Origin of the sequence: Streptomyces sp. NBC_01689, assembly GCF_036250675.1 — a bacterium.
Taxonomy (GTDB): Bacteria; Actinomycetota; Actinomycetes; order Streptomycetales; family Streptomycetaceae; genus Streptomyces.
On sequence record NZ_CP109592.1, the window covers coordinates 8,549,426 to 8,570,777 of the forward strand.

Genomic DNA, 21,352 nt, shown 5'->3' on the forward strand with positions numbered 1-21,352 from the left:
GGCCGGCGCTCAGCCGGCCAGCATGCGGGCGAGGACGGAACGCTGCAGCGGGCGCACCTCGGCGTGCAGGTCACGGCCCTTGCGGGTGAGCGCGACCCACACCCCGCGCCGGTCCTCCACGCAGACCGTGCGTTCCACCAGCCCGTCCTTCTCCAGCCGGCCGATCAGACGGGACAGGGCGCTCTGGCTCAGATGCACGCGGTCGGCGATGTTCTGCACCCGGCAGAGCTCGCCCGCGTGCGACAGCTCGCCGGAGGCGAGGATGTCCAGCACCTCGAAGTCGCTGGCGCCCAGACCGTGGGGGTGCAGCGCGCGGTCGATCTCGCACATGGTGCGCGCGTGCACCGACAGGATGTCCCGCCACCGGTCCTCGAGCCGGGCCCCGTCCGCCGTGTTCGCTGCCATGTCTGCACGGTAACAGAGGAAACGCCGTTCATTGAGCGTGCAACCAGTGCAGGTGCATCAGGACGGCCGCCGGCCGCCGGGGCCTACGCGCCGGGGGCGTCCTGGAGAAGCCCGACGAGGTTGCCGTCCGGGTCCTTGACGGAGGCGATCAGCCTGCCGCCGCCGACGTCCTGGACGTCCTGGAGCGTCTCGGCGCCGTCCTCCAGGAGCCCGGCGAGCGAGGCCCGGATGTCGTCGACGTGCCAGAACGGAACCGGTCCGGTCATGCCCTTGGCGTGGCCGTTGGGGTCGAGCCCCACGTCCTGCCCGGCGTCCTTGAACCCGACGTAGTACGGGGTGTCGGCGTACGGTTCCGCCCCGAGCAGGCGGCCGAACATGGCCTTGGCCCGTGCGAGGTCCTTCACGGGATAGATGATGGTCTTCAGACCGGCGGTCATGGCGACTCCCTGCTGACGCGTGTCGTTGCGTGTGATGGTGTCCGGCCGACGGGCTGTGCCGGCTCCTCCACGCTAGGCCGGGGCCGGGCACGGTGGCTTCTCGAATCCTGACCGGATCGCCGCGCGGGCGGTGGACGGAGCCCGGCGCCTCCGGTGTCGGTCGGGGACGGCCGGCCACCTCGCGCCCGGACGCGCCCGCCGTTCCCGACGGCACCGAGGGCCGTCCCGTGCTCCCCGGCGGGCGCACGACGACAGCCACGCACCTCGCCGCGTCGTCGGACCGCCCGCACATGCCCGGTACGGCGACGATCCTCCGCGCCTTGCGATGCACCGCATCCGGTACCGCGCGCTGATCCACCGAGGATCACCGGACAGCCGTCGGGCGACCCGCGACGACCTGTCACTCCGCGACCGGGAGGCGCCCGGCCCCAGGCCGGGAGACGCCCCGTCCCTTCACCGAGGCCCGCACCCCGTCCGTCGTCGAGCCGCCCTCCCGGCCCCTCGACGGCCGACTTCTGTTCGAGAGGCGTCGGGAGGGGTACGGAGGCGGGCATGACGCACTCTCCGCACTCCGGCCGCCCCACGGCACTCGTACCGCGCCACCTCGTGTCCCTGGGCGGTCACGGCCCCGAGGACGTGGTGGCCGACCCGCGCGGCCGGGTCCTGACCGGCGTCGAGGACGGCCGCATCCTGCGCGTCGAGGGGCTCGGTGACCCGGCCCGCGCCCGGGTCCAGGAGATCGCGCGGACCGGCGGCCGGCCCCTCGGACTCGAACTCCTCCCCGACGGCGACCTGTTGGTCTGCGACGCACGTCGCGGGCTGCTCGGGGTCCAGGTCCGCGACGGAGCGGTCCGCGTCCTCGCGGACTCGGTGGCGGGCGCCCCGCTGCGCTTCTGCAGCAACGTGATCGCGCTCGCGGACGGCACCGTCTACTTCACCGTCTCCAGCCGCAGATACCCGCTCGAACGGTGGATCGGGGACCTGGTCGAGGACACCGGTACCGGGATGCTGTTGCGTCTCGCGCCCGGCGCGAGCGAACCCGACGTGGTCCTGGACGGGCTGCGGTTCGCCAACGGCCTGGCGCCCTCGGCCGACGAATCCTTCCTGATCGTCGCGGAGACCGGGGCCCGGCGGCTGACCAGGGTCCGGCTCACCGGACCGGCGGCCGGCCGCGCCGACACCTTCGCCGAGGATCTGCCGGGACAACCGGACAACCTCTGGCGCGAACCCGGCGGTCCGGTCTGGGTGGCCCTGGCCGGACCCCGCGTCCCCGCCCTGGAGATCCTGCACCGCCGCGGTCCCGCCCTGCGGTGCGCGGCGGCCCGCGTCGCGGTGCGCGCGCCGTTCCGGCCGCCGGCCACCACAGGGGTCCTCGCGGTCGACGACGAGGCCCGTGTCGTCCACCGCCTGGAGGGCCGCCGCGCACGGTTCCGCATGGTCACCAGCGGGTGCGTGGCCGACGGCCGTCTGGTGCTGGGAAGCATCTGGGAGCGGGGGGTCGCCGTGTGCGACCTGCCGCCGGGCGCCGGGGGAGCGTGACCCGTCCGGGTGTGCGAGGCCGCCGTCCCCGGCGGTAGGCTGTTCAGCGGCCGCGATCTTGCGTCGCGGCGCGGCGGTGGGGCCCGCCGTACCCGAACCGCGGCGTCCGCGCCGCCAACGGTCCCTACTTGCGACGGAGTGCGCCCTCCGGGGCCCGGCGAGTAGGAGAAGTGTGTCCATGACAGTCCCGCACCCCGAGCGAGTCGGCACACCCGACGCTCCCGTGTCCCCGCCCTCCCGCCGTGCGTCCCCCTGGGACGGTCAGGCGCCGGTGGTGGCGATGGTCGCGCTCGGCGGCGCGATCGGCGCCTCCGCGCGGTACGGGGCGAGCCTGCTGTGGCCGGTGGAGACCGGCGGTTTCCCCTGGACCACGTTCTGGGTGAACGTCGTCGGCTGCGCCGTGATCGGCGTCTTCATGGTCGTCATCACCGACGTGTGGGCCGCCCACCGGCTGGTGCGGCCCTTCTTCGGCACCGGGGTGCTCGGCGGGTTCACCACCTTCTCGACCTACGCCGTCGACATCCAGAGACTGCTCGACGGGGGGCGTCCCGCGACCGGGTTCGCCTATCTCGCGGCGACCCTGTGCGCGGCGCTCGCGGCGGTGTGGCTCGCGGTCACGGTGACCCGGCGCGCACTGGCGGGGAGGCGGCGATGACCAGGCTCACGGGCAGCGCCCTCCGTGTGACGATCTTCATCGGCGAGAACGACGTCTGGCACCACAGGCCGCTGTACTCGGAGATCGTGCACCGCGCCCACGCGGCCGGACTGGCCGGCGCCAGCGTCTTCCGCGGTATCGAGGGGTTCGGCGCCTCCTCGCTGATCCACACCTCACGGCTGCTGTCGCTGAGCGAGGACCTCCCGGTGGCGATCGTCGTCGTGGACACCGAGGAACGGATCCGCGCGTTCCTCCCCCAGCTCGACGAACTCGTCGGCGAAGGGCTGGTGATCCTCGACGACTGCGAGGTCGTCCGGTACGCGGGCCGCGACGCCGAGTCCGGCAATACGGGCAGGGAAGGTAAGAAGTAGTTGTGAACTGGCTGCTGGTGATCGTCGGCGGACTGCTCGGCGCGCCTCTGCGCTATCTGACCGACCGGGCGGTGCAGACCCGGCACGACACCGTCTTCCCCTGGGGTACCTTCACGGTCAACGTGGTCGGCTGTCTGGTCCTCGGTCTGCTGACCGGCGCGGTGGCCGTCGGCGCCGCGGGCCCGCACCTCCAGCTGTTCCTCGGGACCGGCCTGTGCGGGGCACTGACCACGTACTCCACCTTCTCGTACGAGACACTACGGCTGACCGAGACCGGAGCGGGCTTCTACGCCGTGGTGAACGTGGTCGTGAGCGTGGCGGCCGGGCTCGGCGCGGCATTCGCGGGGGTTTCGTTCGCGCACACCGTGTGGGCCTAGGTCTTGCGGGTCGCCCGGGCATAGTAAGACTGTCTACAGCACTGTCGACCAACTCCTCAGAACTGGATTCCATGAGCGTCATCAACGTCGGTCAGGCCGTCGTCCTCGGGGTCGTCGAGGGAGTGACCGAATTCCTCCCCGTCTCCTCCACCGGTCATCTCAAGATCACTGAGGGGCTGCTGAACATCCCCGTCGACGACGACGCCGTCGTCGGGTTCTCCGCGGTCATCCAGGTCGGCGCCATCGCCGCCGTGCTCGTGTACTTCTTCAAGGACATCGTGCGGATCGTCTCCGCCTGGGGGCGGGGACTGCGCGACAAGGAGGAGCGCCACCACCACGACTACAAGTTCGCCTGGTGGGTGATCTACGCGACGATCCCGATCGTGATCGTCGGCCTGGCCGCGAAGCCGCTCATCGAGGGGCCGCTGGCCTCGCTGTGGGTGGTCGCGGGCTCCCTGATCGTCGGCAGCGGCGTGATGTGGGCGGCCGACCAGATGGGCCGGCACAAGCGCGGTGAGGACGACACCTCGTTCAAGGACGCGATGCTGGTGGGCAGTTCGCAGATCCTCGCACTGCTCTTCCCCGGTTTCTCGCGCTCCGGCGCCACGATGTCGACCGCGCTCATCCTCGACCTGGACCGGGTGGCCGCCACCCGGCTCTCGTTCTTCCTCGGCATCCCGGCCCTGACCGGAGCCGGAATCTACGAGCTGAAGGACGCCCTGGGCACCGGGGTCGGCGCCGCGCCGCTGGCCGTCGGCACGCTCGTGTCGTTCGTGGTCGCCTACGGCTCGATCGCCTGGCTGCTGAAGTTCGTCGCCAAGCACTCCTTCAACGCCTTCGTGATCTACCGGATCGTGATCGGGGTGGCGCTGCTCGGGCTGCTCGCGACGGGCACGCTCAACAGCTGATCCCGGCGGTCGACCGCCGGGGGCCGTGAGGTCACGCGTCGCGTCCGTGACCCCGCCCCCGGCGGCCGGGCCCGGGCGACACCCGCCCCGGCCCGCGGAAGAGGTCGGTGCCTCCCGATCGCCCGATCGCCCGATCGCCCGACCGGCCGCGCGCGGCCCCCGGGGGGACGGGAACGCTCACGCCCAGCGGCCCCTGGTCAGTACGGGCTCACGACCGGCCGGCGGCCCCCGGTGGTCCGGGCCCACGGCCGCCCGACGCCCCCCCGGTCAGGGCGGACTCACGACCGGCCGGCGGCCCGCCGTGCGGACGGGACCGGCGCGCACCCGGACCGCCCGGACGGCACAATGGTGATCATGTCCGCGTCGCTGTCGTCCCCGACGTTCCTGCCGGTCCTGGAACGCATCGCCACCGAGATCGCCCAGACCCCCGGCCGCGGCCGGCCCGCGGACTACATCCCGGCGCTGGCCGCCTGCGACCCCCGACACTTCGGTATGGCCCTCGCGGAACTCGACGGCACGGTGTACGGCGTCGGCGACTGGCGCCGGCCGTTCTCCACCCAGTCCATCACCAAGGTCTTCACCCTCGCCCTCGACCTGGCCCGCGAGGGCGACGAGCTGTGGGAGCACGTGGGACGGGAGCCCTCGGGCAACCCCTTCAACTCGCTGGTGCAGCTGGAGTACGAGAACGGCATCCCGCGCAACCCCTTCATCAACGCCGGGGCCCTCGTCGTCACCGACCGGCTGCAGACCCGTACCGGCGACGCCGCGGCCGCCCTGGTCGGGTTCCTGCGTGCCGAGAGCGGCAACGCCGCCGTCACCTTCGACCAGGAAGTGGCCGCCTCGGAGGCCCGCAACGGCGACCGCAACGCGGCCCTCGGCCATTTCATGGCGTCGTACGGCAACATCGACAACCCGGTGCCGGTCCTCCTCGACCAGTACTTCCGCCAGTGCTCCATCGAGGCGTCCTGCGCCGACCTCGCGCTCGCCACCGGCTTCCTGGCCCGGCACGGCGTCCGGGCCGACGGAACCCGGCTGCTGACGCGCAGTCAGGCCAAGCAGGTGAACGCGGTGATGCTCACCTGCGGCACCTACGACGCGGCCGGCGACTTCGCCTACCGGGTCGGGCTGCCCGGCAAGAGCGGCGTCGGCGGCGGCATCATCGCCGTGGTCCCGGGCCGCTGCACGCTGTGCGTCTGGAGCCCCGGCCTGGACGAGCGGGGGAACTCGGTCGCCGGGGTCGCGGCCCTGGACCGCTTCACCACCCTGACCGGCCTCTCGGTGTTCTGAGTCCCGGGGCACCGTCCCACGCGACACGTCCCGGGGCACCGTCCCACGCGACACGGCACGCCGGGCACGCCCCGAGAGCCCCGAGAGCCCCGGGAGGCCCGCGACGAGCGCCGACGCCCCCGCACGCCACGCGGAGGTAACTCGACCGCCCCCGCTCGGAGGGCACCACGTCGCTTTCCGGCCACCCGTCCTTGACACGCTTTCCAAGTGTTGGCCAAGGCTTACCCCGTCGATCTCCGCCGCTGCCAGGCTCTCGGCCTGGCCGGCACCGCCTTCCTCGCCCTGGGCGGTGAGACGGCCGGCGCCCTGCCCGCCCACGATCTCCTCGCCCCCGGTTCGAGCCGCGCGGTGCTCGGGCTGGTGGGCGTGTACTTCGGCGTCGTCCTGCTGATCGCCGCGTGGGCCCTGCTCGGCACGGTCGTACGAGGGCCCGAACCACCCACCCCACGCGCCCTGTTGATGGTGCTGGCCGCCTGGGCGGCCCCCCTGCTGCTCGCCCCGCCGCTGTTCAGCCGGGACGTGTACAGCTATCTCGCCCAGGGCGCCATGGTCGACGCGCACATCGACGTCTACGCCCACGGACCCGCACAGCTCGGCGGCCCGCTCGCCGACGAGGTGGCACCGGTCTGGCAGCAGACCACCACCCCGTACGGGCCGGTCTTCCTCGCCGTCGCCTCCGCGCTGTCCGGCCTGACCCGCGGCGAGATACCGGCCGGGCTGCTCGGCATGCGCCTGGTCGCGCTGCTCGGCGTCGCGCTGATGGCGGCGGCGCTGCCCCGGCTGGCCCGGCACAGCGGTGCAGATCCGGCCGCGGCGCTGTGGCTCGGCGCGCTCAACCCGCTCGTCCTGCTGCATCTGGTGGCCGGCGCGCACAACGACGCCATCATGCTCGGGCTGCTCGGGGTGGGCCTGGTCGCCGCGCGCGGCCGGTGGCACATCGCGGGCATCGTCCTCATCACCCTCGCCGCCCTGGTCAAGGCGCCCGCCGCGCTAGGCCTGCTGGCGGTCGTGGCGTTGCGGGGCCGACCCGGCGCGGTACGGACCGTCCTGACCACCGCGGGCGTCGCGCTCGCCACCACCGTCGCGGCCACCGCCGTGGCGGGGACCGGCTACGGGTGGATAGCGGCCCTGAAGACCCCGGTCTCCCCGCACAACTGGTCGCTCACCAGCCTGCTCGGCCGGGGCACCGCCGCCGTGCTCAAGGATCTCGGCAGCGGCCTCGCGCCGCTCGCCCTGCCCGTCTGGCACGCGACCGGACTGGTCGTGACCGTGCTCGTCGTGCTGTTCATCTGGCTGCGCCTGCGACCGGGCCCCATCTACGCGCTGGGGCTCAGCCTGGGCGCGGTCGCCGTGTTCGGCCCGGCGATCCGCCCCTGGTACGCCCTGTGGGGCCTGTTCCTCATCGCCGCGGCGGCGCCGAGCGGTTCGGTGCGCCACCGTGTCGCCGCCGTCAGCGGAGTGCTCGCGCTCGCCGTGCTGCCGAGCGGTGCGCCCGCGGACGTCGGTCAGGTGGTCCTGGCCGTCTCCGGCGGCGCGCTGGCGCTCGTCGTCCTCTGGCAGGCCCGGCAGGCGGCCGTCACGGAGCCGCGGCCCCCGATGCTGGGAGGAACCGCGTGAGAGCGCCGCGAACCCGCGGCCGACGGCTGGTCCTCGTCGGCGCACTCGCCGTCGCCGTGGCCGTGTTCACCGCCACCGTGCCGTTGCTCAGGGACTGGTTCGACCTGCGGGTGTACTACGGCACCGTCGACGCCTGGACCCACCACGGCGGCGGCATCTACGACTACCTGCTCCCCGGGACGACGTACGGCTTCACATATCCGCCGTTCGCGGCCCTCGCCATGCTGCCGATGGCGCTGGTGGGCGAGAGCACGGCGATCGCGCTCGCCCTGCTGCTCAACCTCGTGGCGCTCGGCGCCGTGGTGTGGATCCTCGTGGGGCCGTCGCTGCGCCGTCACGGCTGGTTCGGCTTCGCCCTCGCCGCCTGCGCGCTCGCCCTGTTCGAGCCCGTCCGCGACACCTTCAGCTTCGGGCAGGTGAACCTGCTGCTGCTGGCCCTCGTGCTGAGCGACGCCTGGCTGCTGTCCACCGGCCGGGGCCGCCGGGCGGGCGTGGGCATCGGACTGGCCGCGGCCGTCAAGCTCACCCCCGCGATCTTCATCGGTCTGCTGCTGCTCGCGCGGCGCTGGCGGGCGGCGGGCGTGGCGACGGCGGTCACCGCGGGCGCCACCGCCCTGGCGGTGTGGGCGGCGCCGGGGCCGTCGCGCGTGTACTGGACCGAGGCGCTGTGGAACACCGGCCGCATCGGACGGCTCGACTACGTCTCCAACCAGTCGCTCCAGGGCGTCCTGGCCCGGCTCGCGGCTCCGGGCGAACCGAACCGCGCCGCCTGGGCGACGGCCGTCCTGCTGGCCCTGAGCGTGTGGGCGTGGCGGAGTGTGCGGGCCGTGGCGGACGAGGACTGGTCGGGCGCGTTCGCCCTCACCGGACTCGCCGCCTGCCTGGTCAGCCCGATCACCTGGGTGCACCATCTCGTCTGGCTGCTGCCGTCCTTCGCCGTGCTGCTGCACCGGCACCGTACGCGGCTTGCGGCCGTGCTCTACGCGGTGCTGTGCAGCAGCGTGGTGTGGCTGTGGTTCGACGACGCCTCCGGACTCGACGGGTTCCTCGGCAGCAACGCCTACACGTGGATCACGCTGGGACTGCTGCTGTGGCTGCCGGTGGGTCAGCCGCGGCCGGTCCGCCCGTTCTTGAGCCGCAGGGCCAGGGCCAGGCCGCCCGCGCCCAGTCCGGCCGCGGCCATGATCCCGGCGGTCTCCGGCCAGCCGACGTCGGCGCCGTCGTTCTCCGGCAGGATCGGGGACTTGGGCACGGAACTGGGCCCCGGGACCGGACCCGACCGGGCCGCCAGGATCGTCCCGACGGGATCGACGTGCCCGGCGGAGGCGAACCCCCAGTCGAGCAGCGCCCGCGCCTCCTCGTACACCGTCAACCCGCCGCCCGCCTGAGGGTTCATCAGGGTCACCACGAGGGTGCGGCCGCCGTGGCGCGCGGCGGCGACGAGCGTGTTGCCCGCCTGGGTGGTGTAGCCGTTCTTGACCCCGATCAGCCCCGGGTACGGCTCGACGCCGTCGGCGCCGGTCAGCAGCCGGTTGGTGTTCTCGATCCGGTACGGGAAGTCGGCGCCGGGGAAGGTCGCCTCGGCGGTGGAGCAGTACCGGGCGAACTCGGGGTTGTTGAGCCCGGCCCGTCCGAAGACCGCGAGGTCGTACGCCGACGAGACCTGGCCGGGCGTGTCGTAGCCGTCGGGCGAGACGACATGGGTGTCGAGGGCGCCCAGTTCGCGGGCCTTGGCCTGCATCTGGTCGGCGGTCTTCCGCCAGCCGCCGTTCATCGAGGCCAGCACGTGCACGGCGTCGTTGCCGGAGTGGAGGAAGACGCCGCGCCACAGGTCGGCCACCCGGTAGGAGCGGCCGGCGGTGACGCCCACCACGCTGCTGCCCTCCCCGATGCCCTGCAACTCCGCCCCGGTGACGGTGTGCTTGACGGTGCCGGGCAGGGACGGGAGCACGGTGAGCGCGAACAGGGTCTTGAGGGTGCTGGCGGGGGCGAGCTTGCGATGCGCGTCGTGAGCCGCGAGCACGTCACCGGTCCGGGCGTCGGCCACCAGCCACGAGAGCGCGGAGACGTCGGGGACCGCGGGCGCCCCGGCCCGTGGCAGTACGCGGGTGCCGGGGTCCTGGAGCGTCTGCGGTGTGGCGGGACTGGGGCGCAGAGAGACCGGGGCGGGGCTCTGGCCGGAGTCCGAGCGTGCCAGGGCGGGGCTCGGGGCGAGGGCCAGCGCGCCGACCACGCACACGACGGAGCAGGAGATGGCGGCGCGAGAAACCGCAGCCCAGGGTGCGTATCCGATAGTCATATCGCAAACGTAGGAACGGAGTCGCTCCGTGCGGGGACGCCGGGCCCGAGCGGCCGGATCGAGTACCCGGATGCCGCAAGCGGAGGGGTCCGTAAGGGGGTCAGGCCGTGCGCAGCGTGGGCTGGATCCGGCGCAGGAAGGCCGCGTTGTCCGGGGTGGCGCGCATCCGCTCCAGAAGGGTCTCCAGGGCGGCCTGCGGGTCCCGGGTCCCCAGGGCGCGTCGCAGTCCGCGGACGGCTGACAACTCCTCCTCGGTCAGCAGGAGTTCCTCGCGGCGGGTGCCGGACGGGGTGACGTCGACGGCGGGGAAGACGCGCCGGGAGGCCGTCAGGCGGTCGAGACGGAGCTCCATGTTGCCCGTGCCCTTGAGCTCCTCGAAGAAGAAGTCGTCGGCGCGGGAGCCGGTCTCGACCAGCGCGGTGGCCAGGATGGTGAGCGAACCGCCCTCCTCGGCGAGGCGCGCGGCGCCGAAGAGCTTCTTGGGACCGTGCAGGGCGGCCGCGTCGACGCCTCCGCTGAGGGTGCGGCCCCCGGCGGCGGCCGCGTTGTTGTGGGCCCGGCACAGCCGGGTGAGGGAGTCCATCAGGATGACGACGTCCTCGCCCTGTTCGACGAGCCGTTTGGCGCGTTCGACGACCAGCTCCGCGAGCGCGATGTGCTGTTTCGGTGTCTGGTCGAAGGTCGAGGCGTAGACCTCGCCGCGGACCGAGCGCCGCATGTCGGTCACTTCCTCGGGCCGCTCGTCGAGCAGGAGCACCATCAGGCGGCATTCGGGATGGTTGCCCGCGACGGCGGCGGCGATCTGCTGGAGCAGCACCGTCTTGCCGGTCTTCGGCGGGGCGACGATCAGCCCGCGCTGCCCCTTGCCGACCGGCGAGACGAGGTCCATGAGGCGTCCGGCCAGGCCGGCGGCCGGGTGTTCCAGCCGGAGCCGGTCGCGGGGGTGCAGCGGGGTGAGGTCGTGGAAGCGGGGGCGGCGGTGGAGTTCCCCGGGCGCCCGGCCGTTGATCCGTTCGATCTCGGTGAGGGCGCGGGAGCCGCCGCGTACGCCTTCGACGGTGTCGCCCCTGCGCAGGCCGTGACGGCGGATCAGCGCGGCGGACACCTGGATGTCGGCCGACGTGGGCAGGCAGCTGCCGGCGGCCCGCAGGTGTCCCTGGCCTCCCGGCGTGATGTCGAGGACACCGAGGACGCGGACGGGCTGTTGCTGCCGTACGGGAGGGTGTTCGAGTGTGGTGGTCATGTGTGGGGGTCCTTTCGAGGACGGGTCCATGAGGTCGTGAGGAAGGGGGAGGTGCCGGGGGAGGCGGCGTGCTCACGCCTCCGTACGGCGGAGGAGACCACCGGAGCGCCATGTCTGGGTGTGCTCCGAAGGTGGTACCGGGGAGCCGACGGCCGGTCGCGCACGACGGGCGGGTCAGCGAGAAGAAGGAGATTCGGCACCGGCGCCCGAGACGGGGCGTACACAGGTGCTGCATGCACTGTACCACCTGACCGCCGAACGGCACCGTGAGACATGTCCCGGGGCGCCCTGCCGCGGGTCGGCCCGGCTTCCGGTGCCGGGCTGCCGGGCGGGCGGCGGAGGTGTGGGACCCGTCCCGCGGCGCGAGCCGCGCGACCGGCCCTCGGGCGCCCCGCGCCGACCGTACGATCGGCGAGGAGCAGCACGCCGTACGAGATCCGTTCCCCCGTCGTGGTCAGGAGAACCGGTGGACATCCCGCCCCGCACGCCGCACCGCATGTACCCGGCGGGCGGTTGCCCGCACGCCGACAACGCGCGGCTCCTGGAAGAGGGTTCCGTCGCGGCCGTCGTGCTGCCCGGCGAGGTGGACGGCATGGCGGTGCTCGGGCACGAGGCACTGAAGGACTTCCTCGCGCACCCCGAAGTCGCCAAGGGGCCCGCGCACTTCACCGCCCTGCGGGAGGGCAGGATCGCACCGGGCTGGCCGCTCACGACCTTCGCCACCGTACGCGGCATGACGACCGCGGACGGGGCCGACCACCGGCGGCTGCGGTCCCTGGTGAGCAAGGCGTTCACCGCCCGCCGGGTGGCCGAACTGCGGCCCGGAATCGAAGAGCTGACGGACGAACTACTGGACGGTCTGGCCCGCGCGGCGGGCCGGGACGGCGGTGTCGCCGATCTGCGCGGGCACTTCGCGATGCCGCTGCCGATGGGCGTCATCGGTGAACTGCTGGGCGTCGACGCCGAGTACCGCGAACGGCTGCACCACCTGTCCAACCAGGTCGTCGCCACCGACATCGGCCCCGAGAAGGCACTCGCCGCCAACCGTGAACTGGTCGCCGTGCTCACGGCCGTGGCCGCCGCCCGGGTCGAGCGGCCGGGCGACGACCTCACCAGCGCGCTGATCGCGGCCCGCGACGAGGACGGCGACCGGCTCGGCCAGGAGGAACTCATCGGCACCCTGCTGCTGATGATCATCGCCGGGCACGAGACCACGCTCAACCTCCTCACCAACGCCGTACGCGCGCTGTGCGCCCACCGGGACCAGCTGCGGACGGTCCTCGGGGGCGGGGCGAGCTGGGCCGACGTGGTCGAGGAGACCCTGCGCTGGGACGCGCCGGTCAGCTTCTTCCCCTTCCGGTATCCGGTCCGGGACCTCACCGTCGACGGCACGGTGATCCCCCGGGGCACCCCCGTGCTCGCCGGGTACTCGGCGGCGGGCCGGGACCGGGCGGTGCACGGTCCGGACGCCCACCGCTTCGACGTCACCCGGCCCGCCCGGCCGGACGCCGTCCGTCATCTCTCCCTCGGGCACGGCGCCCACTACTGCCTGGGCGCCCCGCTCGCCCGCATGGAGGCGACCATCGCCCTGGAACGGCTGTTCACCCGCTTCCCGGACCTCGACACGGTTCTCGCCGAGGACGACCTCGTCCGCCACGACAGCTTCGTCGGCAACAGCGTGCGGGAACTCCCGGTGCGGCTCACGGACTCCCGCGGCTGACCGGGCGGCCCTCCCGCGGCCGGTCGGGCCACCGGCGCGCGCCGCCCCCGTACGACGAGAACGGCCCGCCCCGAGAAAGTCACCGTGCGGAGTCTGTCGATCCGGCGCGCTCCCGTTCGTCGGTGGGGTGTAGGAAGCTCTTGAGCACCGGGAGGAACCATGAAGTACATGCTGCTGGTCTGCGGTGACGACACCGCCGACGCCTCCGCGATGGCCCCTGTCGAACCCTGGGTCGAGGAGCTGAGCGCCGAACGCGGCGTACGACTCCACGGCCACCGCCTGCGGCTGCCCGCGGACGCGGTCACCGTACGGGTACGCGACGGCGAGGTGCTGCGCACCGACGGACCCTTCGCGGAGACCAAGGAGTACGTCGCCGGGTACGACATCCTCGAATGCGCCACCCTGGAGGAGGCCGTCGAAGCGGCCGCCAGGCACCCCGTCGCGTCCGTCGGGGCGATGGAGGTCCGCGCGTTCTGGGAGGACGAGGACGCCGAGGGCGGGATCCGCCGGCTCGAAGCGGAACTGACCGCCGCCGTCCGGGACCACGACGTCGACCGGGCGATGGCCTGCTACGCGCCGGACGCCGAGGTGTTCCCGCCCGCCGGAGGCGCCGGACAGCGTGGTGTCGCGGCCCTGCGCAAGGCCGCGGAGCTGCGCTGCTCGGCGGCGGCCGGACCGGTCGAGCGGGAGGTGCTCGACCTGCGCCTCAGGGTCGACGAGAGCATCGCGTTCGGCCACGCGCTCGTCCGGACGCGCGCCGCGCTCACCGACGGCGGGAAACTGGACACCACGGAGCGGGTGACCACCGGCTACCGGCTGGCCGGCGACCGCTGGCTGATCGTCCACCAGCACACGTCGGCCGCGAACGACGCGTCCGCCGTCACCAGGAACGAGGAGGGCCGGTCATGAAGTACGTCCTGTTCATCTGCACCCCCGTCGGTGGTGAGGAGCTGAGCCCCGAGGAGATCGCCGACGACCCCCGCTTCACCTCGTACATCGAGGAGGTGCGCCGCCGCGACCTGGTCAAGGGCGGAGCGCGGCTGCGGCCCTCCACCGACGCCACCACCGTCCGCGTCCAGGGCGACGAGGTCCTGCTCAGCGACGGGCCGTTCATCGAGTCGAAGGAGTACGTCGCGGGCATCGACATCATCGAGGTGGCCGACCTCGACGAGGCCATCGCGCTCGCGTCCCGTCATCCGGCGGCGCTGGCCGGCGGATCGGTGGAGGTACGGCCGGTCTGGGAGTGAACGGGAACCGGAACCCGGCGACGGGAGGCGTGGAGGAGGCGGTCGCCACCGCCTTCCGCGAGGAATGGGGCCAGGTCGTCGCCACCCTGATCCGGGTGACCGGCGACTGGGACCTCGCCGAGGAGTGCGCGCAGGACGCCTTCGCCCAGGCCCTGGACCGGTGGCGGCGCGACGGGATTCCGCGCCGCCCCGGGGCCTGGCTGACCACGACCGCGCGCCACCGCGCCCTGGACGTGCTGCGCCGGGAGGCGGTGGGGGCGGAGAAGTTTCGGGAGGTGGCCGTGCTCGCGCGCGACGAGGGACCGTACGACCCGGACCACGAAGAGGACGGCGGGGTGGCGGACGACCGGCTGCGGCTGATCTTCACCTGCTGCCACCCCGCGCTGCCGATCGAGGCGCGGGTGGCCCTCACCCTGCGGACGCTGGCCGGGCTGACCACATCCGAGATCGCCCGCTCCTTCCTCGTCCCCGAGGCGACGATGGCGCAGCGGCTGGTGCGGGCCAAGCGGAAGATCCGCAACGCCGGTATCCCGTACCGCGTCCCGCCCGCCCATCTGCTGCCCGAGCGCACCACCGGCGTCCTCGGCGTGGTCTACCTGCTCTTCAACGAGGGGTACGCCGCCACGTCCGGCGCGGACCTGGTGCGTACCCGCCTGTGCGCGGAGGCGATCCGGCTCGCCCGGGTGCTGGCCCTGCTGATGCCCGACGAACCCGAAGTGCTCGGACTGCTCGCCCTGTTGCTGCTGCACGACTCCCGCCGGGCGACCCGGGTGGACACGGCCGGCGAGCTGGTGACACTGGAGGACCAGGACCGCACGGCGTGGGACCGGGCCGCGATCGACGAGGGAGCCGCCCTGCTGGAGACCGCTCTGCGCCGCGGACGGCCGGGGCCCTATCAGATCCAGGCCGCCATCGCCGCGTGCCACACCACCGCGGCGACGGCCGCGGAGACGGACTGGGCCGACATCGCCGGACTGTACGGGGAGTTGGCGCGGCTGGTGCCCTCTGCGGTGGTACGGCTCAACCGCGCGGTGGCGGTGGGCATGGCCGAGGGCCCGGCGGCGGGGCTGGCGCTGGTGGCGGAACTGGAGGGGACCGGCGAGCTGGACGGCTACCATCTGCTCGCCGCCACCCGCGCGGATCTGCTGCGCAGGACGGGACGCGCGGCGGAGGCGGCCGAGGCGTACGGCAGGGCGCTGGAGCTGGTCGCGAACGCGGCCGAGCGCCGCTTCCTGGAGAAGCGCCTCGCGGAGTGCCGTTCAGCGTAGGCGCGGCCCGCCGCCGCGGGAGGACGGCGGGCGCCGACCCGAGCCCGGCCGGGTCACCCCGCCTCGGGTCCCGGCCGGGCCGTCCGCGGCTCAGCCGTCGAGTGCGAAGATCCCGTACCCGAACCCGTCGGCGGTGACCGCAGAGCCGTCGAGGCGGACGCCCGCCGATTCCAGCGGGCGTGCGCCCCGGACGCCGTCGATCCGGCAACGCGCCCCGCCGCGCGAAGGGTTGAGGACGACGAGGTAGCGGCCGCCGCGCAGATGGACGAAGGGATATCCGGAGTGCAGCACCTCCACGGAGCCGCCAGGACCGAGTTCCGGTGTGGCGGCACGCAGGGCGACGAGACGGCGTACCAGGTGCAGGAGCGAGGTCTCGTCGGCGCGCTGCGCGGCGACGGTGGGGCGGTTCGGCGACGGATCGAGGGGGAGGTAGAGACGGTCCGCCGGAGCCTTGGAGAAGCCGGAGTTGGGGCCGTCGTCCCACTGCATCGGGGTGCGTGAACCCGCGCGGTTGTAGCGCGGGCCGAGCACACTCCCCTCCTTGTCGGGCAGATCCGGGATGTAGCGCATACCGATCTCGTCGCCGTAGTAGATCGCGGGGAGGGTCGGCCAGGTGAGCTGGAAGGCGAAGGCGACCGGAAGCTGCTCCGCCGTGCGGGGACCGCAGTTGAGGCGGGAGAAGTCGTGATTGGCGGTCGGCAGCGAGATGAATCCGTTCGCGCCGAGCGCGCCGGACGCCCGCCGCCAGGCGTCGACGAAGGGCTCGGGCGACCCCAGACCGCTGGGGTCGAAGAAGCAGTCGAGCGGATCCCAGGCCGTGTTGACCGTCCCGGAGTCGTTGCTCCACAGTGACCGCAGCGCGAGACCGTCCGTGTCGCCGCCGAACTGCAGGAAGAAGTCCGCGTGGAAGCCCGCCGGGACGGACACCTCCGGCTCACCCCACTCCGAGAGCAGCACGGCGTCCGGATGCGCGCCGTCCAGCCAGTGGCGCAACTCGCCCCAGACGGCGGCGGTCTCGCGCTTCCCGGGATCGTCCTTGACGAGCGAGGCGGCCATGTCCACCCGGAAGCCGGACAGACCGAGGCCCAGCCAGTGGTCCATGATCGCGCGCAGGGCCGCGCGGTTGGCGCGCGGGCCCTCGGCATCGACCGGGCCGCGCCAGGGCTCCGCCGGATCGTCGCGCGCGTAGCCGAAGTTGAGGGCGGGCTGGAAGGCGAAGAAGTTGGGGAGGTACGCGCCCGGGCGGGTGCCGGGGGAGGGGACGAAGCCGTCCGGGTGGCCCTCGGGAGCCCAGATGTAACGGTCGTCGGCCGGGTCGTCGGCGGAGGCCGTGAACCACGGGTGCGCGTCGGAGGTGTGACCGGCCACCAGGTCCAGCAGGACCCGGATGCCGCGGCGGCCCGCCTCGTCCACCAGTCGGGCGAGGTCCTCGGCGGAGCCGTGGCGAGGGGCCACGGCCAGGTAGTCGGAGACGTCGTATCCGGCGTCACGGAACGGCGACACGAAGCAGGGGTTGAGCCACACGGTGTTGACGCCCAGCCACGCGAGGTGGTCGAGGCGCTCGGTGATCCCGTCGAAGTCACCGATGCCGTCGCCGTTCGAGTCGGCGAAGGACTGCGGGTCGATCTGGTAGAAGACGGCGTCGGCCAGCCAGCCGGGGGCGGGACGGAACGAAGTCATGAAGGGGACCTTAGGTCAGCCTCCCGGCCGCGCGCTGCCCCACGGTGATCCGAACTGGACCCACGGCCCCGGACGAGGCAGGTGCGTTCCGGGGCTCCACGCGCGTGCCCGGAACCGTCCGGGCGGCCCCGGACACCGCCGGTCACGGACGGCGGGCGGAGCCGAAGCGGCGCTGGTAGGCGGCGGGGCTGATGGACAACTCCCGGGCGAACACCCGCCGCAGACTCTCGTAGCTGGGGAATCCGGCCAGTGCCGCGGCCCGCGTCGCGGTGTGCCCCTGGTCGAGCAGCGCCTTCGCGATGTCGAACCGGATCGACTCGACGTACCGGGCCGGTGTCGTGGACATCTCCTCACGGAACAGCCGGGTCAGATGACGGGGGCTGAGATGGAGGTGCCGGGCGAGTTCGTCGGGGGAGTGGTTCCCGGCGGGATCCCCCTTCACCCGGTCGACGACGCCCCGCAGGGCCGGGGACCGGGGAGGCGGGCCCTGGAGGGGTGCGGAGAACTGTGACTGGCCGCCGGCTCGCTGCAGATACACCACCAGGGCGCGGGCGACGTCCCGGCTCAGGTCCGGGCCGTGGTCCTCCTCGACGAGGGCGAGCGCCAGGTCGATGCCGGCGCTGACGCCCGCCGAGGTGTACGTGGTGCCGTCGCGGACGTGGATGGAGTCGGGTTCGACGCGGGCCTTCGGGTGCCGGGCGGCCAGTTCCCCCGCGACCTTCCAATGGGTGGTCGCGCGCTTGCCGTCCAGGAGACCGGCGGCACCGAGGACGAACGCGCCCGTGCAGACGGACGCCACCCGCCCGGACCGGCCCGCCAGATCCCCCGCGGCCCGGACCAGATCCCGGGTGACGGGCGTGCGCGGATAGATGTCCCCGCCTGGCATCACGAACGTGTCGGGGGCAGGCTCGGAGGTGGGGTCCCCGTCGACGGCGACCCGGATCCCGATCGAGGACGCGACGTCGGCACCGGTCGTCGACAGCAGGGTGATCCGGTAGTCGGTCCCCAGTCTGTTCGCTTCCGCGAACACCTCCGCGGGGCCGGCGACGTCCAGCAGTTTGACCCCGTCGTAGACGAGGATCACGACGCGGTGCGGGGCGAGGCTCACGGTCCCGTTCCTCAGGTGTCTGGAATCGAGTGGTTCATGGCCGTCCCGATGCGGCGGCCGAGGTCATGTGGTCGGCACCGTGGGGAGCGGAGAAACCCGCTCCTCGTCACTCACCACATCGGAAAGCGTGGACATCATGAACGACATCATCGCAGAGGTGGAAATTCCCGAGACCGCGGCGGTCGCCGAAGCCACCCGATTCCTCCGGGAGACGACGGGGCCGCTCCTTTTCCATCACTCCCGGCGGGTCTTTCTCTTCGCCTCCCTGCACGCGCGGAAGCTCGGCCTCCAGCCCGATCCGGAACTCCTCTACATCTCCGCGATGTTTCACGACACGGGCCTTTCGACCCCCTTCTCCGACGAGGAACAGCGTTTCGAACTGGACGGCGCCGACCACGCGCGGAAGTTCCTGCTCGACCGTGGGTTCTCCGCCGGTGCGGCCGAGATCGTCTGGACCACGATCGCCCTGCACACGACACCGGGGATTCCCGGCCGGATGGGCCCGGAGACGGCTTCCATGAACTTCGGCGTGCTCACCGACGTGCTCGGCTGGGGGCTGGACGGACTCGACGGCGGAGAGGTGGAGGAGATCGTCGCGGCCCACCCGCGCGGGGAATTCAAGACGGAATTCCTGCGGGCATTCGTCGACGGCCTCAGGAATCGCCCCGACACCACGTACGGAACCGTGAACTCCGACGTGCTGGAACACTTCGTCCCCGGTTTCCGTCGCACGACCATGGTCGAGCGGATCATGGACGCGCCCTGGCCGAAGTGAGAAGTGGGAGGGAGGAATGCGGGAAGGTGGCGAAGCGACGACGCGGGCCCGGCCGCGTCCGACCGGGCCCGAAAGCGCTCGCACCCGAAACGTGGCGCGGGCGTCGAAGGCGGCCGGCCGATCGTCCCGTCAGACGGCCGCCCCCGGCCGTCCCGGAACCCGTACCGTGAAGCACGCGCCGCCCTCCGGTCCGTGCCCCCGCGCCGTCACCGACCCTCCCAGGCGCTGCGCGAGGCGGTGGACGATGGCGAGGCCGAGGCCGGTCCCGACCGGCCGGACCCCCTGGTACCGGGCGTGCAGGGTGCCGCGTTCGAAGGCGACCGCGGCGTCCTCGGCCGTCAGCCCGGGACCGCCGTCGCGGACCTGGATCCGCGCACCGTCGCCGTCCCGGGCGAGGGCCAGCACCAGGGGCGCGCCCGCCGGGGTCACCCGCAGGGCGTTCTCGGCGAGGCCGTCGATGATCTGGCGGACCCGTACGCCGTCCGTCTCGACGGTCAGGGGTCCGTCCGGCCGCTCGACACGGAAGATCACCCCGTGCCGCGCGCAGCGGCCCGCCCAGACCGTGCCCGCCTTCCCGACCAGCGCGTCCAGGTCCACGGGCCGGGTCTCGACACGGAAGTCGTCGGTCTCCAGATGGGCCAGATCCAGCAGGTCCCGTACGAAGCGTTCGAGGCGCCGGGTCTCGCCGAGCAGCGTCTCGCCCACCGCGGGGAGTTCCTCGGGCCCGATCACCCCGTCGGCGAGCGCCTCCGCGTAGCCCATGGTCGCGGTGAGCGGGGTGCGCAGCTCGTGCGAGACCGAGAGGAGGAACTCCCGCTGCCGGTTCTCGCTGTGCGCCAGTGCCTCGTCGAGGACGTTCAACGCACCGGTGAGATCCGTCAGTTCCCGGGGTCCGCCGGGCGCGGCCCGCAGCCCGCGCTCCCCCTCGGCCAGCCTCCGCGCCGTCGTCGCGGCCGTCCTGAGCGGGCGGGACAGGCGCCGGGCCAGCAGCAGTCCGGCGAGGCCGCCGCCGAGCAGACCCACCGCGAGCGGGACCGGCAGCGCCCTGCGCATCCGGGCCACGCTGTCGTGGACGACGAGGTACGGCTGGGTGAGTACGACGGCACCGCCGCCGGGCGTGGGGCGTCCCTCGACCAGCACCCGCGTGCCGTCGAGGGACGCCTCCGCGGACACCGCCTTCCCGTCGAGCAGCCTCGCCCGGGTCCGGTCGTCCACGGCGGCGGTCGCCGGACCCACGGTCCGCCCGCCCGGAGCGACGACCGCGACCTGCTGTCCGTTGGAGCCCGCGAGCCGCTGTTCGCGGTCGAGCAGGAGCTCCGAGAGGGCGGGCGTCCGGCTCAGCACCTCGGCCTGGCGCCCGAGTTGATCGCGCTGCTGGGCCTCGGCACCGGTACGGACGAGGTACCAGGCGGTGACACCCGTGAGCACCACGGCGACCAGCGCGACCGCAGTCGTGACCAGGGTGATGTCGCGGGTGATCGGGCCGGGCCGCCGCCACGGCCGGACGCGGCCGGGCCTGGGAACCCTCACCGTGCCGGGTCCGTCGCGCTGTAGCCGACGCCCCGCACGGTCCGGATGGGACTGGCGTCGCCGAGCTTGGCCCGCAGTTGCGCGACATGGACGTCCACGGTGCGGCTGCCCCGGTAGTCGGCCTGCCCCCACACCTGGGAGAGAAGCTGCTCACGGGGGAAGACCCGGCCGGGGTGGCGCAGCAGATGGGCGAGCAGGTCGAACTCGGTGGCCGTGAGGTCCACGGGCCGTCCGTCGGCCTCGGCGGTCCGGCGGACCGGGTCGACCGCGACCCGGCCGACGCGCCGGGCCGTCGCCTCGGGCGGTCCGGCGGCGCGGCGCAGCACCGTCTTGACGCGGGCGACCAGTTCCCGGGGCGAGAAGGGTTTGGTGACGTAGTCGTCCGCGCCGAGTTCCAGCCCGAGCACGCGATCGGCCTCGTCGTCGCGCGCCGTGACGAGCAGCACGGGCGTCCAGTCGCCGTCCTCGCGCAGTCGGCGGCACACCTCGACCCCGTCGAGACCCGGCAGCGCGATGTCCAGGACGATCGCCGCGGGACGCAGCCGGCGAGCCGCCGCGAGTCCCGCCCGGCCGTCGGTCTCGACGTGCACGCCGAAGCCCTCGCGGCTCAGATACAGCCGCTGCAGGTCGGCGATGTGCCGTTCGTCCTCGACGACCAGCACGAGGCCCTTGCTGTCCGGCATGCGGTGCTGCTCCTCGTCCTCCGCGCACCGGTATCCGTGCGGGACTCGTGCGGGGTGTCGCGTACGGGGTCGTCCTGGGTCGGACCGGTCCGTGCCGGGCGGCGCGGCTTCCGCGCGGCCCGGGGGACTCCGCACGCGGGCGGGGCCGACGGGTCGCACGGGAGGTGCCGTGCGCAGGCGGGCGGTGCGGGGTCCCCCTGCGT

Annotated in this window: 20 protein-coding genes and 1 pseudogene; 13 read left to right on the top strand and 8 right to left on the bottom strand. The window is 73.3% G+C overall.

Features of this window, described 5'->3' with window-relative positions; all coding sequences use genetic code 11:
• Positions 1–9: 9 nt before the first annotated feature.
• Together OG776_RS36670 and OG776_RS36675 are read right to left on the bottom strand one after the other, a co-directional pair.
• Entirely contained in the window at positions 10–405 is a 396-nt protein-coding gene (locus tag OG776_RS36670) for a MarR family winged helix-turn-helix transcriptional regulator (protein ID WP_148014429.1), read from the bottom strand.
• An 83-nt stretch (positions 406–488) separates the two neighbouring features.
• Positions 489–842: a VOC family protein gene (locus OG776_RS36675; protein ID WP_148014428.1), complete on the bottom strand. Its 354-nt coding sequence runs from the start codon at positions 840–842 to the stop codon at positions 489–491.
• Between the two features lie 552 nt (positions 843–1,394).
• Between OG776_RS36675 and OG776_RS36680 the strand changes: the two genes are divergently transcribed.
• The 8 genes from OG776_RS36680 to OG776_RS36715 all read left to right on the top strand — a co-directional run bounded on the left by OG776_RS36680 (position 1,395) and on the right by OG776_RS36715 (position 8,984).
• Positions 1,395–2,381 (top strand): SMP-30/gluconolactonase/LRE family protein, encoded by a 987-nt coding sequence (locus OG776_RS36680; protein ID WP_148014427.1) that lies wholly within the window; start codon positions 1,395–1,397, stop codon positions 2,379–2,381.
• A 178-nt stretch (positions 2,382–2,559) separates the two neighbouring features.
• Positions 2,560–3,036 (top strand): fluoride efflux transporter CrcB, encoded by a 477-nt coding sequence (gene crcB, locus OG776_RS36685; RefSeq protein ID WP_329323239.1) that lies wholly within the window; start codon positions 2,560–2,562, stop codon positions 3,034–3,036.
• Positions 3,033–3,407 carry a DUF190 domain-containing protein gene (locus OG776_RS36690; RefSeq protein ID WP_148014425.1) on the top strand — a complete coding sequence of 125 codons (375 nt, stop codon included), beginning with the start codon at positions 3,033–3,035 and terminating at the stop codon, positions 3,405–3,407. Before crcB (OG776_RS36685) ends, OG776_RS36690 begins: the two co-directional genes overlap by 4 nt.
• 2 nt (positions 3,408–3,409) lie before the next feature.
• Positions 3,410–3,784, top strand: coding sequence for a fluoride efflux transporter CrcB (crcB, locus tag OG776_RS36695; protein WP_148014424.1), 375 nt, complete (start codon positions 3,410–3,412; stop codon positions 3,782–3,784).
• Between the two features lie 71 nt (positions 3,785–3,855).
• A complete protein-coding gene (locus OG776_RS36700; protein WP_329323242.1) occupies positions 3,856–4,692 on the top strand; it encodes an undecaprenyl-diphosphate phosphatase in 837 nt (278 codons plus the stop codon).
• A gap of 345 nt (positions 4,693–5,037) precedes the next feature.
• A complete protein-coding gene (locus OG776_RS36705) occupies positions 5,038–5,979 on the top strand; it encodes a glutaminase (RefSeq protein ID WP_148014422.1) in 942 nt (313 codons plus the stop codon).
• A 207-nt stretch (positions 5,980–6,186) separates the two neighbouring features.
• A complete protein-coding gene (gene mptB / locus OG776_RS36710) occupies positions 6,187–7,596 on the top strand; it encodes a polyprenol phosphomannose-dependent alpha 1,6 mannosyltransferase MptB (protein ID WP_148014421.1) in 1,410 nt (469 codons plus the stop codon).
• The gene (locus OG776_RS36715) at positions 7,593–8,984 is read left to right on the top strand and encodes a glycosyltransferase 87 family protein (protein WP_329323245.1); all 1,392 of its coding nucleotides are present in this window, start codon (positions 7,593–7,595) and stop codon (positions 8,982–8,984) included. Before mptB ends, OG776_RS36715 begins: the two co-directional genes overlap by 4 nt.
• A 62-nt stretch (positions 8,985–9,046) precedes the next feature.
• Here OG776_RS36715 and OG776_RS36720 read toward each other — a convergent pair.
• Together OG776_RS36720 and rho are read right to left on the bottom strand one after the other, a co-directional pair.
• Positions 9,047–9,895 (bottom strand): annotated as a pseudogene (locus tag OG776_RS36720) (D-alanyl-D-alanine carboxypeptidase family protein); the annotation flags it as partial.
• A 100-nt stretch (positions 9,896–9,995) separates the two neighbouring features.
• Positions 9,996–11,138, bottom strand: coding sequence for a transcription termination factor Rho (gene rho, locus OG776_RS36725; RefSeq protein ID WP_148014419.1), 1,143 nt, complete (start codon positions 11,136–11,138; stop codon positions 9,996–9,998).
• Between the two features lie 496 nt (positions 11,139–11,634).
• Between rho and OG776_RS36730 the strand changes: the two genes are divergently transcribed.
• From OG776_RS36730 to OG776_RS36745, 4 genes are all read left to right on the top strand, one after another.
• Positions 11,635–12,858, top strand: coding sequence for a cytochrome P450 family protein (locus OG776_RS36730; protein ID WP_148014500.1), 1,224 nt, complete (start codon positions 11,635–11,637; stop codon positions 12,856–12,858).
• 159 nt (positions 12,859–13,017) lie between these two features.
• Entirely contained in the window at positions 13,018–13,767 is a 750-nt protein-coding gene (locus tag OG776_RS36735; RefSeq protein WP_148014418.1) for a nuclear transport factor 2 family protein, read from the top strand.
• A complete protein-coding gene (locus tag OG776_RS36740; protein WP_148014417.1) occupies positions 13,764–14,105 on the top strand; it encodes a YciI family protein in 342 nt (113 codons plus the stop codon). Before OG776_RS36735 ends, OG776_RS36740 begins: the two co-directional genes overlap by 4 nt.
• Before the next feature lie 29 nt (positions 14,106–14,134).
• Entirely contained in the window at positions 14,135–15,373 is a 1,239-nt protein-coding gene (locus OG776_RS36745) for an RNA polymerase sigma factor (protein WP_148014499.1), read from the top strand.
• 90 nt (positions 15,374–15,463) lie between these two features.
• On the opposite strand, the gene OG776_RS36750 is transcribed toward OG776_RS36745, so the two are convergent.
• Positions 15,464–17,053, bottom strand: coding sequence for an alpha-amylase family glycosyl hydrolase (locus tag OG776_RS36750; protein ID WP_329323248.1), 1,590 nt, complete (start codon positions 17,051–17,053; stop codon positions 15,464–15,466).
• 142 nt (positions 17,054–17,195) lie between these two features.
• A complete protein-coding gene (locus tag OG776_RS36755) occupies positions 17,196–18,161 on the bottom strand; it encodes a GlxA family transcriptional regulator (RefSeq protein WP_148014415.1) in 966 nt (321 codons plus the stop codon).
• A gap of 136 nt (positions 18,162–18,297) precedes the next feature.
• Here OG776_RS36755 and OG776_RS36760 point away from each other — a divergent pair, with 136 nt between their 5' ends.
• Positions 18,298–18,936 (top strand): HD domain-containing protein, encoded by a 639-nt coding sequence (locus OG776_RS36760; RefSeq protein WP_148014414.1) that lies wholly within the window; start codon positions 18,298–18,300, stop codon positions 18,934–18,936.
• A 129-nt stretch (positions 18,937–19,065) separates the two neighbouring features.
• Here the strand turns inward: OG776_RS36760 and OG776_RS36765 are convergent, their stop codons facing one another.
• Together OG776_RS36765 and OG776_RS36770 are read right to left on the bottom strand one after the other, a co-directional pair.
• Complete coding sequence (locus OG776_RS36765; RefSeq protein WP_148014413.1) at positions 19,066–20,466, bottom strand: sensor histidine kinase; 1,401 nt, start codon at positions 20,464–20,466, stop codon at positions 19,066–19,068.
• Positions 20,463–21,149 (bottom strand): response regulator transcription factor, encoded by a 687-nt coding sequence (locus OG776_RS36770; RefSeq protein WP_148014412.1) that lies wholly within the window; start codon positions 21,147–21,149, stop codon positions 20,463–20,465. The genes OG776_RS36765 and OG776_RS36770 overlap by 4 nt, the downstream gene beginning before the upstream one ends.
• Positions 21,150–21,352 lie beyond the last annotated feature (203 nt).